General features: G+C 59.1%; 17 protein-coding genes. 8 read left to right on the forward strand and 9 right to left on the reverse strand.

Annotation, left to right across the window (positions count from 1 at the left end; translation table 11 throughout):
* Positions 1 to 25: 25 nt before the first annotated feature.
* The gene (locus NDI56_RS16305; RefSeq protein WP_310920726.1) at positions 26 to 712 is read right to left on the reverse strand and encodes a hypothetical protein; all 687 of its coding nucleotides are present in this window, start codon (positions 710 to 712) and stop codon (positions 26 to 28) included.
* A gap of 229 nt (positions 713 to 941) precedes the next feature.
* Here NDI56_RS16305 and NDI56_RS16310 point away from each other — a divergent pair, with 229 nt between their 5' ends.
* From NDI56_RS16310 to NDI56_RS16320, 3 genes are read left to right on the forward strand one after another with little or no spacing between them, the layout of a single operon-like run.
* Entirely contained in the window at positions 942 to 1,130 is a 189-nt protein-coding gene (locus NDI56_RS16310; protein ID WP_310920727.1) for a hypothetical protein, read from the forward strand.
* Positions 1,131 to 1,186: 56 nt separating this feature from the next.
* Entirely contained in the window at positions 1,187 to 1,330 is a 144-nt protein-coding gene (locus NDI56_RS16315; protein WP_310920728.1) for a hypothetical protein, read from the forward strand.
* A gap of 9 nt (positions 1,331 to 1,339) precedes the next feature.
* Entirely contained in the window at positions 1,340 to 1,708 is a 369-nt protein-coding gene (locus tag NDI56_RS16320) for an SHOCT domain-containing protein (RefSeq protein WP_310920729.1), read from the forward strand.
* 103 nt (positions 1,709 to 1,811) lie between these two features.
* On the opposite strand, the gene NDI56_RS16325 is transcribed toward NDI56_RS16320, so the two are convergent.
* The 3 genes from NDI56_RS16325 to NDI56_RS16335 all read right to left on the reverse strand — a co-directional run bounded on the left by NDI56_RS16325 (position 1,812) and on the right by NDI56_RS16335 (position 3,540).
* The gene (locus NDI56_RS16325; protein WP_310920730.1) at positions 1,812 to 2,801 is read right to left on the reverse strand and encodes an ion channel; all 990 of its coding nucleotides are present in this window, start codon (positions 2,799 to 2,801) and stop codon (positions 1,812 to 1,814) included.
* Between the two features lie 49 nt (positions 2,802 to 2,850).
* Complete coding sequence (locus NDI56_RS16330; protein WP_310920731.1) at positions 2,851 to 3,138, reverse strand: hypothetical protein; 288 nt, start codon at positions 3,136 to 3,138, stop codon at positions 2,851 to 2,853.
* 84 nt (positions 3,139 to 3,222) lie between these two features.
* Entirely contained in the window at positions 3,223 to 3,540 is a 318-nt protein-coding gene (locus NDI56_RS16335; protein ID WP_310920732.1) for a CBS domain-containing protein, read from the reverse strand.
* 149 nt (positions 3,541 to 3,689) lie between these two features.
* On the opposite strand from NDI56_RS16335, the gene NDI56_RS16340 reads away from it, so the two are divergent.
* From NDI56_RS16340 to NDI56_RS16355, 4 genes are all read left to right on the forward strand, one after another.
* Entirely contained in the window at positions 3,690 to 3,854 is a 165-nt protein-coding gene (locus tag NDI56_RS16340; protein WP_310920733.1) for a hypothetical protein, read from the forward strand.
* 81 nt (positions 3,855 to 3,935) lie between these two features.
* Complete coding sequence (locus NDI56_RS16345; protein WP_310920734.1) at positions 3,936 to 6,539, forward strand: PKD domain-containing protein; 2,604 nt, start codon at positions 3,936 to 3,938, stop codon at positions 6,537 to 6,539.
* 47 nt (positions 6,540 to 6,586) lie between these two features.
* A complete protein-coding gene (locus NDI56_RS16350; RefSeq protein WP_310920735.1) occupies positions 6,587 to 7,219 on the forward strand; it encodes a hypothetical protein in 633 nt (210 codons plus the stop codon).
* Positions 7,220 to 7,292: 73 nt separating this feature from the next.
* Positions 7,293 to 7,646: a hypothetical protein gene (locus NDI56_RS16355; protein ID WP_310920736.1), complete on the forward strand. Its 354-nt coding sequence runs from the start codon at positions 7,293 to 7,295 to the stop codon at positions 7,644 to 7,646.
* Positions 7,647 to 8,079: 433 nt separating this feature from the next.
* Here the strand turns inward: NDI56_RS16355 and NDI56_RS16360 are convergent, their stop codons facing one another.
* A complete protein-coding gene (locus NDI56_RS16360) occupies positions 8,080 to 8,211 on the reverse strand; it encodes a hypothetical protein (protein ID WP_310920737.1) in 132 nt (43 codons plus the stop codon).
* A 216-nt stretch (positions 8,212 to 8,427) separates the two neighbouring features.
* On the opposite strand from NDI56_RS16360, the gene NDI56_RS16365 reads away from it, so the two are divergent.
* Positions 8,428 to 9,183: an ABC transporter ATP-binding protein gene (locus NDI56_RS16365; RefSeq protein WP_310920738.1), complete on the forward strand. Its 756-nt coding sequence runs from the start codon at positions 8,428 to 8,430 to the stop codon at positions 9,181 to 9,183.
* Positions 9,184 to 9,309: 126 nt separating this feature from the next.
* Here the strand turns inward: NDI56_RS16365 and NDI56_RS16370 are convergent, their stop codons facing one another.
* The 4 genes from NDI56_RS16370 to NDI56_RS16385 all read right to left on the reverse strand — a co-directional run bounded on the left by NDI56_RS16370 (position 9,310) and on the right by NDI56_RS16385 (position 13,638).
* A complete protein-coding gene (locus tag NDI56_RS16370) occupies positions 9,310 to 10,107 on the reverse strand; it encodes an ABC transporter permease (RefSeq protein WP_310920739.1) in 798 nt (265 codons plus the stop codon).
* A complete protein-coding gene (locus NDI56_RS16375) occupies positions 10,107 to 11,132 on the reverse strand; it encodes an ABC transporter ATP-binding protein (protein ID WP_310920740.1) in 1,026 nt (341 codons plus the stop codon). Before NDI56_RS16375 ends, NDI56_RS16370 begins: the two co-directional genes overlap by 1 nt.
* A 13-nt stretch (positions 11,133 to 11,145) precedes the next feature.
* A complete protein-coding gene (locus NDI56_RS16380; protein WP_310920741.1) occupies positions 11,146 to 11,997 on the reverse strand; it encodes an SAM-dependent methyltransferase in 852 nt (283 codons plus the stop codon).
* Positions 11,998 to 12,138: 141 nt separating this feature from the next.
* Entirely contained in the window at positions 12,139 to 13,638 is a 1,500-nt protein-coding gene (locus NDI56_RS16385; protein ID WP_310920742.1) for a hypothetical protein, read from the reverse strand.
* Between the last annotated feature and the right edge of the window lie 878 nt (positions 13,639 to 14,516).

A 14,516-nucleotide genomic window follows, 5' to 3' on the forward strand; every position in this document is an offset into this window, starting at 1 on the left:
TGGTAACCAAGACATTGTTCCGGTCTCAGGAGGAGAACGCGATGATATCTCGGCCCTTCCAGGCCAGAACGAGGCCGATGAGGCCGATCGAGACGACGGCCAGAACCGTCACGAGGTTCTCCGCGATCGCCTCTATGATTCCCGGACCGTCCCCGCCCGTCTCGGTGGTGGAGCCGGGCTCTTGCACCTCGAAGTCCTGGCGGACACCGGAAATCTGCCGGGAGTCCTCGCGGTCGCCCTGGTACCAGATTTCGTAGTCTGCCACGACGGTCACGTCGTCTCCGACGTTCGCCCCATTTGCGGCGATCTCCGCGTCGATGCTCCGGATTTCGCCCGAGGCAAGGGTGAACTCAGTCGCTAGGATGTCCGTCGCCGACTGGTCCCACGCTGAACCGCCCTCGAACTGGAACCCCGACTGCGCGAAGGAGTACTGGAGGTCGACGACGACCGTACAGTCCTCGGGGACGTTCTCGCTCACGCGGAAGTTCGCTTCGATGAGGCCGGCGTTGTCTGCCGTGATGATGTTCTGCGGGGAGGTGATGGAGGTGCGGGCCATCGTCGGCGAACCGTCGCAGTTCGCCGCATCTGCCGCCGTCGCAGTTGCATCGTTACCCGTTTCCTGTGCTTGGACTGGTCCGACACCGATCGCGAGCACGCTGAACGCCACCAGCCCCGTGATGACGATCGCACGCAGGTTTTCGTTCTTGGTCATGTTGTCTACCGCTAATTGTATCTAATACAGGCTTTACTATTAAGTCTTTTCCAGTACACGGTTACTTGTTCTATACTTGGTTACTAGCTTATCATTTATGGCTACCAGTTTTCCGCGGACTGTTCCAGAACCGACACTACCGTACCGCCCGCAGTATCCGAGCCCGACTGTTCCAGCGCGTGGCTCGTAGATCGCTCCGCTTTTCGAAGCCGTATGGGGCTCGCTCTCGATGCCTCGCGTCCCGAGTCTCGAACTCACACCACTGTTCCGCGCGTTCAACGCCCCCGAGCCGCTGGAACCGATGGGGAGCGTGACTGCCACTTTCGGCCGCTTGGCCGGCGACGAGGTCGATCGCTATACCGCTGTCGCCGACGAGGGCGGTGAAATATGCGCCAGAGCCGCTGCCGAAGGGCTCTGAACGTCCCGACCGTTCCGAGCACTACTGTTAAATATATAAAAACACCATCATATTGTATGGGCTATACGATGCACGAACCGGTGGGCGGTGAGTTCGACCAGGTGGTCCAGCGGACTTCCGAGGCGCTCGACTCGATGGCAACGGCTGTCCGCGACCGATTCGGCCGGCTGCTATCGACTGTCGGCAACGAGTCCCGATAACCGTTCACAATGTCAACCGACCACACTTCCGACGGCCTGCTCCGCGCCGTCTTGCTCGTCCTCGCGGTCATCGTCCTGTTGCCGGTGTTGATGATGGTGTTCGCGATGCCGATGATGGGGATGATGGGCTGGTGGTGGGACGGCGGGATGGCCGGCGGCCTCTCGCCCCTGTGGGGCATCGGGATGATGCTCGTCTGGGTGCTCGTCCTGGGTGGTATCGGATACCTCCTGTATCGCGGCTTCGCCGGCCGCACAGGCCCGTCGACGACCACTGACCCCGCCCTCGAAGAGCTCCGGATAGCGTACGCTCGCGGCGAGCTCTCCGACGAGGAGTTCGAGGAGCGCCGCGCGAAACTCAGTCGCCGGGAGTCGAACTAGTCCACGAGCATGCCTCTACGTGTACCGCGCCCGGAATTTTCCGGCGACGTTCTGCCTCGGCCGACGGTCACGGCAAGTCGCCCTGGGAACAACCGACAGCTGGTCACTGGGGCCACCGGCGTTCGTCGGACTGCAGGAGGCCCGACAGTTGCCGACGGCGGTCGTCCACCGCCGGCAGCGCGTCACGGAACTCCTCGACACCGACTGTCGGGACGCCCCCGTCACGGACGGCGGAAATCGCTGGCATCGGAGGCGGTTCGTCGGCCGGTTCGACGAACGTCGTGTCGACCGTGTCGAGATACGAACCGACGCTCGTGCGGGCCTGTCTGATAGCGAGTTCGTTCGGGCGGTGCTGTTCCGGAACACCGAACCGGAGGAGTGTCAGCGTCTCGTCGAAGACCGTGATGGCCGTCGCCGGGGCTCGCTCGGTGTCAGGCGCGTAGAAATAGTGAAGTATCGGATACGCTTTGTGGTTCGACGTGAGCGTGTTTATCTGGGTCGCAATCGTGTTCAGCGGGAGTTCGAGGCCGTGAAACTCTTCCCCGTCCCAACTCGTCACCAGTATCTCGGCACTACGGGGACCGAGCCCCGAGATACTACTCGCGAGTGACCGCTTCTGCGTGACGGCGTCGAGTACGGAGAGCACGTAGGTGACGCTCAGGGTCACGAAAAGCATCCCACTCGCAGTGGTGAGCGCCGTGACGACCTGCCACACTCCGTCCCGCGGCGTGAAATCGCCGTTGCCCATCGTGAACACCGAATAGCCGACGAAGTAGAGCCGTTCGGTCCACGAGATGGGGCCCGCGTTTCGCGTATCGACGAGCGCGTTCTCCGCGGCGGCGAAGACGAACGTCCAGCCGGCCCACAGCAACGTTATCCAGACGACGAGACTGCCGACGAGAATCACTGGCCCGGCGACCGATAACCACCGTGGACGGTTGCCGGCGACGCCCCGAAACGCGTTCCACGTCCAGCCCATCAGTCGACTCGTCATCGGCCCAGCCCCGCCCTCGACCCAGACTGTCGTCCAGAGCAGGTCGCCGACTGCGAGCAGGAGACACAGCGAGCCCAGACCCAGATAGACGTAGTTCACTGTCCGCTCTCGTCGCTCTCAGTCGTCACCGGACCGTCCGGCGGTACGCTCACTTTCTCGTACTATCGAGTATCTCGACCGCCCGGGAACGCATGTCGGGGTCGAGAACGTCTCTGTCGACGAGGAACTGGAGCGTATCGTCACACCGAGGCGTCCCCATCGCTTCGAGCGCTTCGTTTCGAAACTGTCTCTCTATGTCGTGATTCCGGACGAGCGCGGCCAGTTCGTCACATTCGTTGGCTGTTTTGAGCGCGTGAATCGCCTCTATGCGGTCCGCCTCGCTGGCAGTCGAATCGGTCGCACGGTCGACGTATTCGGTTGGGGTTCGTGAGCTCATGGTTTCGGTGGGGGTCGCGTGGATGGATGAGAACGGCCTGTTCGACATCGTGGGCTCCGCTGACCTCGAGGGACCGACAGTGTCTCACCCGGGGCAGGCCGAGCGGATGGCGTTCGGTACGTCGTCACACGGCGCGGCGACGCGCGCACTCTCGCCCGCCAGATGCGCGAAGACGTCGTCCAGCGTGAGGATACCGACGAGTTCGCCTTTCTCGCCGACCGGCGCACGTTCGTCGACGACGACTACGCTCCCGACGGCCCGATCGAACATCGTCTCGGCGCTCTCCCGGACGGGAGCGTCTCGGCCGACACTGGCAACGCCCTCCCGGACGAGCTGTTCCACCCGCATCCGGAGGTCGGACCGATTCGATCCCGTGACGAAGCGTTCGCGCGGGAGCCTCAAAAAGTGTAGCTACAGATAAATATCTGCTCCTGTTCTCGCGACGTGGGTCAGCTCCCGGCCACCGAGTTGTGGCGGTGACTAGACGGCGACCAACGTGTACGACCTCTGCATAAAGTCGCTTTTGTCGCAGGCGCCAACTTCTCTCCGGGATGAACACTGACACAGAGACAGTCGAAAGCTACGTGATGGACGTGGGCTGTATCAGGAAGACCGCGCGGGACGAACTGCTAGAACAGGCCCGAGTCCACACCCGAGACTGTGCGCCGCGGGCGCCCTCTACTGTCTGTGCAATCGCACACGAACAGCGGCGTTGAACTAACGCAGTCCTCGCATCAAATTACGATACCGGCCGAACATTGATATACAGTATTCCACAAGGCTAACCTGATTAGTCAATGGGTGTGAAACGACAGTTGGGTGGGGGCACGCTAGCAAAATTACTGCTGGTCGTCTGTGTTCTGGGGCTCGTCGGTATCGCTGCAGAACCCGTTGCGGCGTCGAATCACGGCTGCTTCGCCGTCTTCACCGAAGACGGGGACGGTGACGATGCGTCTACGTACGTGTATCTCGAGTCGATAGATGGCGACTATTCCACCGGGAGTGAAACGACGGACGACAGCTCTTGCAGTCGGGACGGAACGAGCGAAGACAGCTACGACGGGTATATTTTCGACGTTCCCTCTGACGATTATTACCTGCAGATCTACGGGGACGACTCGAACCACTTCTGGGGACTCTACGAAGTGTACGTCTCAGAAGAGGGGGTCGTCACCAGCAACACCGAAATTCTGGACCGCGGTGCGGTCTATGCGACAGACGCCGACGTTTCTTCCTCTCGTGACACGACTCGATTCCAACCCGGAGAGACTGCGACGCTAGATCTGGACGTCTACAACGGGCAACCGTCCGGCTCGAACGACATCGAGGTCGAAGTGTTTGTCCACGACCCGTCCGAGTCCCCGTCTGCCGCTACGGAAACGTATACTTACGACGTGTCCGCGGAGGACAGCGAGACGTTCACTCCGGAGTTCACTGCGCCCGACGACGAGGGCGAATACGAGGTGACGGTGAAAATACGGACCGACACAGTTCGCGGGTATTTCCTCTCTGACGAGGTCACCGCGGAGACGATCGACGTAGAGGCGTTTGAGCCGCCCGAAATCGACAGCAGTACGCCGAGCGACAGTGCTGTCACAGTTACGGGAGACGACGCGACGACGTTTTCCGTTTCGGCGAGTGACCCGGACACAGCGACCAGTTCGCTCACGCACACGTGGTACGTCGACGGTCGGGAAGTCACGACGGGAGAGCGCTTCAGATTCGACGCGGGTGACTACCGTGGCGGCGAGCGCGATGTCGAAGTCGTCGTTTCAGACGGCACAACCGAGACGCGAGACGTCTCCGAGTCCTGGACTGTCGAGGTGGTCGAGGCCCCATCTATCGAGACGGTAACTCCGGGCAATTCCGAAGTCGATACCGGCTCCGAGGTCACGTTCAGTGCCGATGCGACTGATCCGGGTGGCTACACGCCGCTGCGTTACGAGTGGCGGATAGATGGACGAACGTACGAGGGGTCGGACGTCTCTCGAACGTTTACGTCGTCCGGGGAAGTGCGGGCCGAGGTTACGGTCACGAATTCCCAGGGCGTCTCGACGACTCAATCGTTCGACATCGACGTCGAAGCCGTGGAACCGCGAATCGACGACGTGACCGGCGGTGGGGCCGAAATCACTGCCGGCGAATCAGTCACGCTGTCGGCCACTGCCTCTGACCCGGCCGGCCGAGACGTCGGCATGTCTTACAGCTGGACCGTCCTCGGCGACACCTACGACGGTTCGTCCGTCACCGTCTCGCCGAGAGAGGTCGGCCAACACGACATCGAACTGGTGGTGACCAACGAGTACGGAACGGAAACGACCCAGCGGACGACGATTACAGTCACCAACGAGCGGCCGGCACTCTCAGCAGCGGGTTCGCCGGACCGGAGCCTGACCGCTGGACAGTCAGAGCGTTTCACCGTTTCGGTCGCGGACAGCGACGCCTCGGATACAGAACTGCAACTGAGCGTCAACGGAGCGGTCGTGAGTGAACGGCGTCTCTCCCAGCAGCGCGCTGAGGCGACTTTTTCACACCGGTTCAGTACGCCCGGCGAGTACTCTATCGAAATCACTGCCACCGACGGAAACGGGGCCTCCGCTACTGTCGGCTGGGAGGCCGACGTCGCCAGCCGACCACCGGAGTTCCGGAACTGGGACCCGGAGACGTCGAGGTTGTCCGCATTAACCGGTGATACGCTCACGTTCGACGTGGACGCCTCCGACCCCGACGGTCAGCTTGTCGGGTACCAGTGGTATATCGACGACAGCTACGCGGGCAGCGGCCAGACGTTCACTCGACAGTTCGACCGACACGGTCAGTACACTGTCACCGTCGTCGCCAGCGACGCGGACAACGCGAGTCGCGAACGCAGCTGGGACGTGACCGTCAACAGTTTCAATCAGGAGCCGCGTATCGACGACCAAATCAGCGCGGTTCGCCTGGATCGAAACAGCTCGACCGAATTCGCCACGGTGTCGCTGTTGAACCCGAGCGTGAACGATAGAACGGCGAAGGTCGAAGTTATCGTCCGTCCCCCGGACGGTCTGTCCGTGACCTCGGCCGAGAACGTCCAATCCGGGAACCCATCGCAGTACCGTGTCTCCGGCCGGGCCGCTCCCGGGGCGAGTACGAGCCTCACGCTGGGACTGCTGCTGGAGGACGCTTCGATGCTCGGCCGCACCGTCGGTGTCGACTACTCCGTGATTTACTACCCCGAAGGGCAACGTGCCGACAGCGTCGTACTGGACAACTCCACACGGGAGATCGCGATAGGGAACCAGGAGACGGCGACGTCGAGCGCGGGTCGACCCACCAGTGGGTCGGGCGACGGATTTACCGTGCTGACCGCTCTGGCCGGGAGCGTGCTCTCCGCCTGGCTCCTCTCACGTCGACGGGAGTGAGTTCTATGCCAGCGCTGTTCCGGCCGGAGTAGGTTTGTTCACCGAGCATGTTCTCATCTCTCTACCGTCGCGGTCTACAACTCGTAGACGTCTGCCGGATACTCGCGAGTATCCTGTCGATACCGGGGACAGTCCTCCACGAGACCGCTCACGCCTGCGGGTGCGTGCTGACCGGCACGGAAATCATCGAGATCCAGTTCTGGCAGTGGCAGAACTATCTGGACTGGGAGGCCACGGAACAGCCCTCGGGTACCGTCTGGCACGCCAGCCCGGAAAAACCGTGGCACGGTGTCGTGATATCCTCGGCCCCGGTGGCCCTCTGTTTCAGTTGTGGCGTTCTGGTGTTCGGAATCGCGGACCTATTGGCGTTTCCGTCCTCGCTGGTTCCAGTTTACCTCGCTAGCGTGTTCGTATTTCATATGCAGTTGAGCGGGAGTGACGTCCGGAATATCGAACGCCACACCGCCGACCTGTCCGGACTCGAAGCGGTGATTCGGGACGCTTTCGTCCGCCTGTCCCGGAGCCACTGGCTTCCGTTGGTCTGCATCGCGACCGGCGTCGTGCTGCTTTTCGACCTCCCGCTCTGGCTCGTGGGCCCGGTTCTCGCCTCCCAGCTACTCGTGGCCGGCTTGTTCGCGCTGTACGACTGGGTAGCGGATTCGAGTCGCGTAGCTCAATAACGCCCTGTAGTTGTGCCCGCTCACGATACACAATAGCCCGAAACATTTTGTCCGCGTATAGACACCACTTCGTATGCGAGCAATCACGTTACTCGTCGTCTGCACCGTCCTCGTCGCCGGGTGTAGTGGATTCGGCGGGACGGACCCCGCGACTCCGGACACGGACGACCCGCTCACAGAACCGTCGACGGAAGGCAGTGAAACTCCCGAGCAATCGGAGACGGCGGAGACGTATTCCGGTGGAGAGACCCCACCCGGGCCACCCGCCCCGCCTGATTCCTCCGGCAGAGTCGACGCATCCGCCGAGGAGTACGAGTGGTCGGATTCGACGCCACAGTTTATCGCTGCAAACCAGTCCGCACAGGAGTACTGCACCTCCGACTCGGTGAGCCCAGAGAACTACGACGAGTACTGTACCACCGTTTAGCGGCCGAAAATCATCGGCGACAACTGCGCTCACACCGACGAGTACGCGACGAACCGAAGAATCCGGGCGGGGTCAGGGCCCGGTTCGAACGGACTTCGGGCTGGTCCCCCCCACCCCGGCTCGGGCTGGAGGCCTGCGGGGACCATGGCCCATCGGGACAGTGGTGTCGGTCGCGCAATAGGCTTTGTGGTGTCAACTGTCTGGGGAGAACGCGGTCCCGACCGGCGGAAGGGCTCTTGCACGTCGGTGTCGACGTGTGGCCGGGTTGACCCGGGGACCCAGCCGTACATGTACGGGACAGGGGGGCCGAGTGATACTGGCAACCAGCCTCCAGGGGGCGTGCTGGGCCCCTGTCCCAGTTGGGCCTATCGCGGCCCCACCACCTTACTATGTGGTTGCTAAGTGGCGGTGATGATGGTCCGCGCCGTCGTCACTACTGCCGCCGCGTGGCGGCCGCACACCCCCTCGACGATTCGAGGTTTGCAGCGATGCCGAACTCACCTTCGGGATAGAGCAGGGAAGACGCCGCTCTGGTTACCTGTTTTGCCTCGCTTGTCTCGACCATATCGACCCAACGACCGCGAAAATAATCGTCGCTGGCTGCTTCAGCAACTACTGTACAGCCGTGGGTTTTCGCCTCCCACTTTTTATAAGCTAAACTTCTTCAGCCACACGGTCAACACAGCCCGCTGGTTCGAAAACGTCCTACGTGCTGACTACTACACATGAGCTATCTGGAATTATCGAAACATTATTTTTATATCAAGTTATAAAGAATAATATGGCTCACGAGACTCCCGCTATCGAGACTAACAATCTCCGAAAGGAGTACCCCGATACCGTGGCAGTCAACGGCATATCACTCTCTGTCGATTATGGCACAATCTTCGGCCTGCTCGGTCCAAACGGGGCTGGAAAGACGACGACGATGCGGATGTTGACGACGCTGACACAACCGACCGCAGGCACGGCCCGCATCGACGGGATTGCGATAGAGCAACAAGAGACGGTCAGATCTCGGATAGGGTTCCTGCCGGAAAACCCACCAATCCACGACGAACTTTCCGGCCGCGAACAGCTCGAATACGTCGCAAAACTGCGCGACGTTCCACCGACAGCACGCGAGGAACGAATTGAAACCTATCTGAATCGGTTAGACCTTGATGCGGCAGACAGTCGAATCAGTACGTACTCTAAAGGGATGCGACAGAAGATCGGTTTGATCCAGACACTCCTCCACGAACCGAACGTCGTTTTTCTGGACGAACCTACGAGTGGACTAGACCCTAGGGCCGCAAAGCAGATGCAGGAGATCATCGAAGAACTCGCTGCAGAGGAGACTACTATCGTTCTCTCGACTCATATCTTACCAGTAGTGGACAAGTTAGCGGATAGAGTGGGCGTCGTACATGACGGGGATTTCGTTGCTGAGGCCGCTCCGGATGAGATCAAGTCTCGCGCCGGGACCGAAGGAAACGAGTCACTGGAAGATGCTTTCCTCTCTATTACGCGGGATTCTAGACCCCCCGCGAAATAAGCGATCTCTCACGAAGCTGCCGTGGAAGACGTGAGACCGATTTCGGGGAGCACGCCCAGGGTCGAGACAGCGCAGTGCCGATTCGACGGGTATCGCGTCCTCGAAAGCCATACTCGGTGAGTGCTGTCAATAATCTCCAAGAACGCCGAGGTGACGCGCTCTCCGTTGACAAACAGTGAAGAAAGCGTAACCGACGACGAGATAACCGACCCCCGTCGCGACCAGGAGCCCGATTTCGGTCGCGCTGAACGACCAGAGGCGAACTCCATCTTTCATGGCTGCCTGAAGCATGTTGCTCCCCTGCACGAGGGGCAGGAGACGGAGAAGCCAGAAATCAGTGGTTGGTGCCGCGATCAATCCAGCGAACGCGAACTGCAAGAGCGGCATCCAGTTACTGACCTGCTTGTAGAGTACCGACAGGCCACCGATGGCAAATCCAACGCCGAACACCGAGGAGAGCGAGAACAAGACAACTGGAACGATAGTGAGGGCGTCAAATTGCAACTGTTCCCCCGTGAGAACGAGCATAATAGCCAGCATCACCAGCGACAGTACCGCTGTGACGACCAGCTTCAGTGCTGCCTTCGTAAACAGGACAAACCCGAAGCTGAATGGAGTGATGAAGTGACGTTCGAGCGTTCCCCACTCGGCTTCCTTCCCGATTTCTTGGCCGATGTCCATGAACGCAGTCGTCGACATCATCCACAGGAAGTAGCCAATAACTATCCCGGAAATCGACTCGTCCATAGCCTGGCCGGCAATCGCACGCCCGCCGAAAAATATCACCGAGAATACCAGTAGGAACGTGGCGAGGATACCAGCGAGGTTGAGCGGGTATCGGAACTGGAGCAGAACTTCACGCTCGGCGACGACTCGAATCAAGTTCAACACCGAGCGATCCGTCGAGTTCGACCGGAGGGACATCAGTCGTCGTCCCTCCCGATCAGCTCCAGAAACACGTTTTCCATGTCGGGCGTCCCGGTAGCGATATCGACGATTGAAACGCTGTACTGCTGAAAGTGAGACATAAGACTGTAGAACCCGTCATCCCCGACGGACACCGCCACCTGAATCCGGTCCCCGACCGATTCGATTTCGGCAGTCGGAAACGACCTCTCGATAGTTGAACGAACGTCATTGTCGAGGCCCTCGACTTCGATCTCGAATCGCTGTCGATCAAACATTTCTAGCAGTGCATCGACCTGCTCATTGGCGATGATACGCCCGTCCTCCATGATAATCACCCTATCACAGACCGCCTCGATGACATCCATGTCATGACTCGAGAGGAATACCGTCAGGTCCCGTTCGTCGATGATCTTGGTGAGCTCACGACGGAGTACTGCCGTGCTCTCGACGTCGAGGCCGAGTGTTGGCTCGTCAAGGAACACAATCGATGACTCACTGGCCAGGACACTCGCAACGGACACCTTCTGCTTCATGCCCCGTGAGAGGTTCCGAACCACGACGTCACGCTTGTCATCGAGGTCGAACTTCTCGAGGAGGTCCGTATACCGTTCGTTCGCAACCGTCGGGTCAGTGCCACTGAGCCCGGCGAAGTATCGAAGGTTCTCCTCGACCGTGAGTCGCCAGTAATCGTTGCGAGCACCCTCGAGCATCGCGTCAACGTGTTCGTGCATACGATGGGGATTCGCTCTCGCGTCTACCCCGTTGATTTCGATATCGCCCTCGTCGGGCTTGACAAGACCCAGTATCGATTTGATTGTCGTCGTCTTCCCGGCCCCGTTCGGTCCGAGGAGGCCCACGACCGAATTCCGTGGCACTGAAAACGAAACGTCGTCGACAGCGGTTACGGCGTCTTCAGCGGCGTCGAACTGTTTCGTGAGGCCCTCCACTTTGAGGGCCACCTCTTTTGTGGCAACTGAGGACTCGCTAGCACTCCTGGAATCCGACTCCTGCAACCCGGAGGTCTCGGAATTGAATGTCATTTCTGTTGACCACTCATGCTGATGCTCGTACGATGTAATAGCCAAGGACATCCTTTTTGAACAGTTTGTAGGAGTGGTATGAACCGTGTACGAGATCCGATTTCGGCCTGTTCGCAATACCGAGCGGAGTCATCAACTTGTACCACGGGAGTGTCGCGACCGAGAGACGGTACTGACTTTTGATACTGGGCAAGACGTACTCGCTGATGTCACGGACCTCGACGTCGGAGAAGCCACCAGCAGTCAGTTCCTCTTTGATCGTTTCTATCTCTGTGAGATTGTACCGCAATCGGTCGTTCATTGTCTCGATTCGTTTCTGATCGCGCCCTGAGCGTTCTGACGTACTGATAAAATTGTCCGCGAACACGGCAACGCCGTCGTCTTTGAGGACCCGTCGGACCGTCTCGACCGCGGTCTCGAGGTCTGATGAATGTTCGATAGATTCGAGCCCCCAAACGACATCGAATTCCTCATCGATACTCGACAGCTCGTGAAAGTCGTCCTGGACAAACGAGGTCTGGTCGTCGGCTTCGAACTCAAAAGCATGTTCCCGAGCCTCATCGAGGAGTGGTTCACAGATGTCCACACCTACGACCTCTGCATCGCGCTCTCTCACGAGCCAGACGGCGGCATCGCCGGCACCGCAACCGATATTGAGGACACGGTCGGTGGAGTCGACCTCCGCTGTTTCAGCTAGCTCCCGGATCATGTTTCGGGCCGCCGATTCTTCACTGTCGGGATGGTCGTCATGGTATCCGGCGTGGATGCTCTTGTGGCCCGACATCGACCACACTTGTTTGAACTGACCAATCATGTCGGTGTAGTGGGATTCTACCTCTCCTACAGCGAGGTCTGAGCTGCTCATACATGATATAAATAATACAAGACATATAAAATTAATCCTTCAATTTACATTAATTATCTGCAGAGCCAATTCATTATATCACACCGTCGTCAATGGGGTCTGACCTACGGGGTGCAACCGTACTCTGGGCAAATTGAGCGGTCAGTCGATTTCCAGAGCCTGAAGCTTTCCGAGGCCGTACCGCCACGACCCTACACTCACAATCGCCGCTGCGAGTGCGGTCACGACAAGTACAGAGAGTGTGGTGAGGGGCTGAGAGATGCCAGTGGCTGTCGAAATATACGGCACCATCTGAAGGCCATAGACAGTCGGGAGTCCCAGACCGAAAATCGCGAGAAGATATATCATCACTGCTTCCGTCTGCGGGGCCTGCATCCCGCGGTTTCTGACGATTGACGTTCCTTCGTACTGCGGAAACAGGATACCGACTGCAGCAGAGCTGACCGACGATACGATAACGAGAATGACGCCGATAGTGACGCTACCTGCTACCACAGATACCGACACGTCCAGGAGTATCCCGGCGATGACAGTCGCGAGACTGACTAGCAATACACCGGGGAGTGCAACAGCACAGATGAGCCCGGCCAGGAGGTGTCGACAACCCTGTGGAGTCATCAGTGGGACTTGGATGAACGCTCCTTCGTTCCCAATCGGATTGAGTGTCGGACCGAGTCCGACGATCGCTGCCCCGGTGATTGCGACCATGGATAATCCCACACTCGGGGCAGTGTTGAGTACAGGGAGAATCGCCACACCCAGAATCGGTATAAACATCAGAGAGTACATCAAAACGTTGGGGTTCCGGTAGACACGTCGCCAGGTGGTCGTTATACCTGCGGCAGTGGCCTGTGAAACCACCATCTCGACGGCTTTCGGTTCGATACCGTCAGAGCTGCGTGTCTCGGTGCCGAGTCCGTCGCCACCCGGTTCTGTTAGCCACGACAACTCTCCAATCCTGGACACGACCGTGAGATTGAACGCGAGGGCGAGCGGCAAGATGGCTACAACCACGAAACTGTGGGTCAGTGATACAGCGTCTGTTACGAGTATGAATCCGAGATCCGCGTACCACCCGAGGGGAAACGACGAAAAGGTTAGAACTGCTCGACGAGCCATCACGAACATCGTCGCGAACCCGAGAGTAAGCGTTCCGCCCAGTAGGCGCCTTCGTTTGCGGACACTCTCGAAACGTTTGAAGCTATACTGTGTTCCGACCGCGACCGGAAAAGCGACCGCAACGGCGGAGACAATCAGGAGGGCGCTTCCCGCCAAGAGGCCCAGTGCCACAACCGGTGAACCCGCTCCGAGTGCGAACGATATCGAGCCCGCTGCGAGCACGGTGCCGACAAATCGGACCGCTGTGCCGGTGTGCATGAGAAGTTTCGCAACGACAATCTCACGGGGCGAGGCGAGCAGCAGATTCATCTCTTCGTCGATACCTGCTCGTTCCCCGCCGCGGAGTTCCCGAGTGACCACGAAGAACAGGACTACCAGAAAGGCCATTCCAGCGACGCCTCGGGCAGTCCCAAGCGCCGTGAACTGTCCGGTGGCAGCGTACTCGGCCCCGAACACGAACGCACCAGCCGTCGGCCAGACCTCCCGGTAACCAGTTATAGGAAGGCGTCCGACGATTGCCACGACCGACACTAGTACTGGTATTGATAGAACTAACGGCGTAAGCGGTTGCGACTGCAGCTTCCGCCGTTCCCGGGTCCAGTGAGTCCGTGCAATCGTAACGGAGTTCTTTAGTGACATACGCTCTTGTTGGTAAAACAAACTGTTACGAAGGGATTGGGCGGCCCCTTCAACAGCCAGCGCAAGAGATGACCCAACTCGTCGTGACTGTCGTTACCGTCGTTGTGGTGTTGGCCTTGGCCGGCCCCACCGAATCCTGAACTTCGAAGTCGGCGTCGAACGCTTTTTTGTTCCGCTCGTTGCCACCGATGGTCGCCTGGAGAGTAACAGTTGACATCTCCGTGCTTGGATTAATGTCAAAACTATATTAAACTACCGATTACATCTTTCATTTACATAAAAATAAGATATTAGTTCTACGGCGATTACCACCGAGACGACAACAGTTCGGTTGAGGCGACGTCTATTCTGCGACCGTGGCTGTCGTGGACGTAGTAGCCACGTCCGGTGGCAGCGTACTCGGCCCCGAACACGAACGCACCAGTCGTCGGCCAGACCTCTCGGTAACCTGATAAAGTAAGGCCCGACGATTGCCACGACCGACACTAGTACTGGTATTGATAGCACTAACGGCGTAGGCGGTTGTGACTGCAGCTTCCGCCGTTCACGGGTCCAGTGAGTCCATGCAATTGTAATGGGGGTTCGTTAGCGACATAGGTTCTTGATAGTAAAACAAACTGCTACGAAGGGGATGGGTGCCCCCTTCAGCAGCCAGCGCAAGAAATGACCGTACTCGTCGTGACTGTCGTGAACGTCGTTGTGGTCGTATTTGCCTTAGCCGGGCCCAGCGTCTCCTGAACTTCGAAGTCGGCGTCGAACGC

This window comes from Halomicroarcula saliterrae, assembly GCF_031624395.1.
Taxonomy (GTDB): Archaea; Halobacteriota; Halobacteria; order Halobacteriales; family Haloarculaceae; genus Haloarcula; species Haloarcula saliterrae.

Excerpts from the sequence above, each read along its gene's own strand:
- NDI56_RS16305 (WP_310920726.1), bottom strand. The coding sequence starts at position 712 with ATGACCAAGAACGAAAACCTGCGTGCGATCGTCATCACGGGGCTGGTG.
- NDI56_RS16310 (WP_310920727.1), top strand. The coding sequence starts at position 942 with ATGCCTCGCGTCCCGAGTCTCGAACTCACACCACTGTTCCGCGCGTTC.
- NDI56_RS16315 (WP_310920728.1), top strand. The coding sequence starts at position 1,187 with ATGGGCTATACGATGCACGAACCGGTGGGCGGTGAGTTCGACCAGGTG.
- NDI56_RS16320 (WP_310920729.1), top strand. The coding sequence starts at position 1,340 with ATGTCAACCGACCACACTTCCGACGGCCTGCTCCGCGCCGTCTTGCTC.
- NDI56_RS16330 (WP_310920731.1), bottom strand. The coding sequence starts at position 3,138 with ATGAGCTCACGAACCCCAACCGAATACGTCGACCGTGCGACCGATTCG.
- NDI56_RS16340 (WP_310920733.1), top strand. The coding sequence starts at position 3,690 with ATGAACACTGACACAGAGACAGTCGAAAGCTACGTGATGGACGTGGGC.
- NDI56_RS16345 (WP_310920734.1), top strand. The coding sequence starts at position 3,936 with ATGGGTGTGAAACGACAGTTGGGTGGGGGCACGCTAGCAAAATTACTG.
- NDI56_RS16350 (WP_310920735.1), top strand. The coding sequence starts at position 6,587 with ATGTTCTCATCTCTCTACCGTCGCGGTCTACAACTCGTAGACGTCTGC.
- NDI56_RS16355 (WP_310920736.1), top strand. The coding sequence starts at position 7,293 with ATGCGAGCAATCACGTTACTCGTCGTCTGCACCGTCCTCGTCGCCGGG.
- NDI56_RS16360 (WP_310920737.1), bottom strand. The coding sequence starts at position 8,211 with ATGGTCGAGACAAGCGAGGCAAAACAGGTAACCAGAGCGGCGTCTTCC.
- NDI56_RS16365 (WP_310920738.1), top strand. The coding sequence starts at position 8,428 with ATGGCTCACGAGACTCCCGCTATCGAGACTAACAATCTCCGAAAGGAG.
- NDI56_RS16370 (WP_310920739.1), bottom strand. The coding sequence starts at position 10,107 with ATGTCCCTCCGGTCGAACTCGACGGATCGCTCGGTGTTGAACTTGATT.
- NDI56_RS16375 (WP_310920740.1), bottom strand. The coding sequence starts at position 11,132 with ATGACATTCAATTCCGAGACCTCCGGGTTGCAGGAGTCGGATTCCAGG.
- NDI56_RS16380 (WP_310920741.1), bottom strand. The coding sequence starts at position 11,997 with ATGAGCAGCTCAGACCTCGCTGTAGGAGAGGTAGAATCCCACTACACC.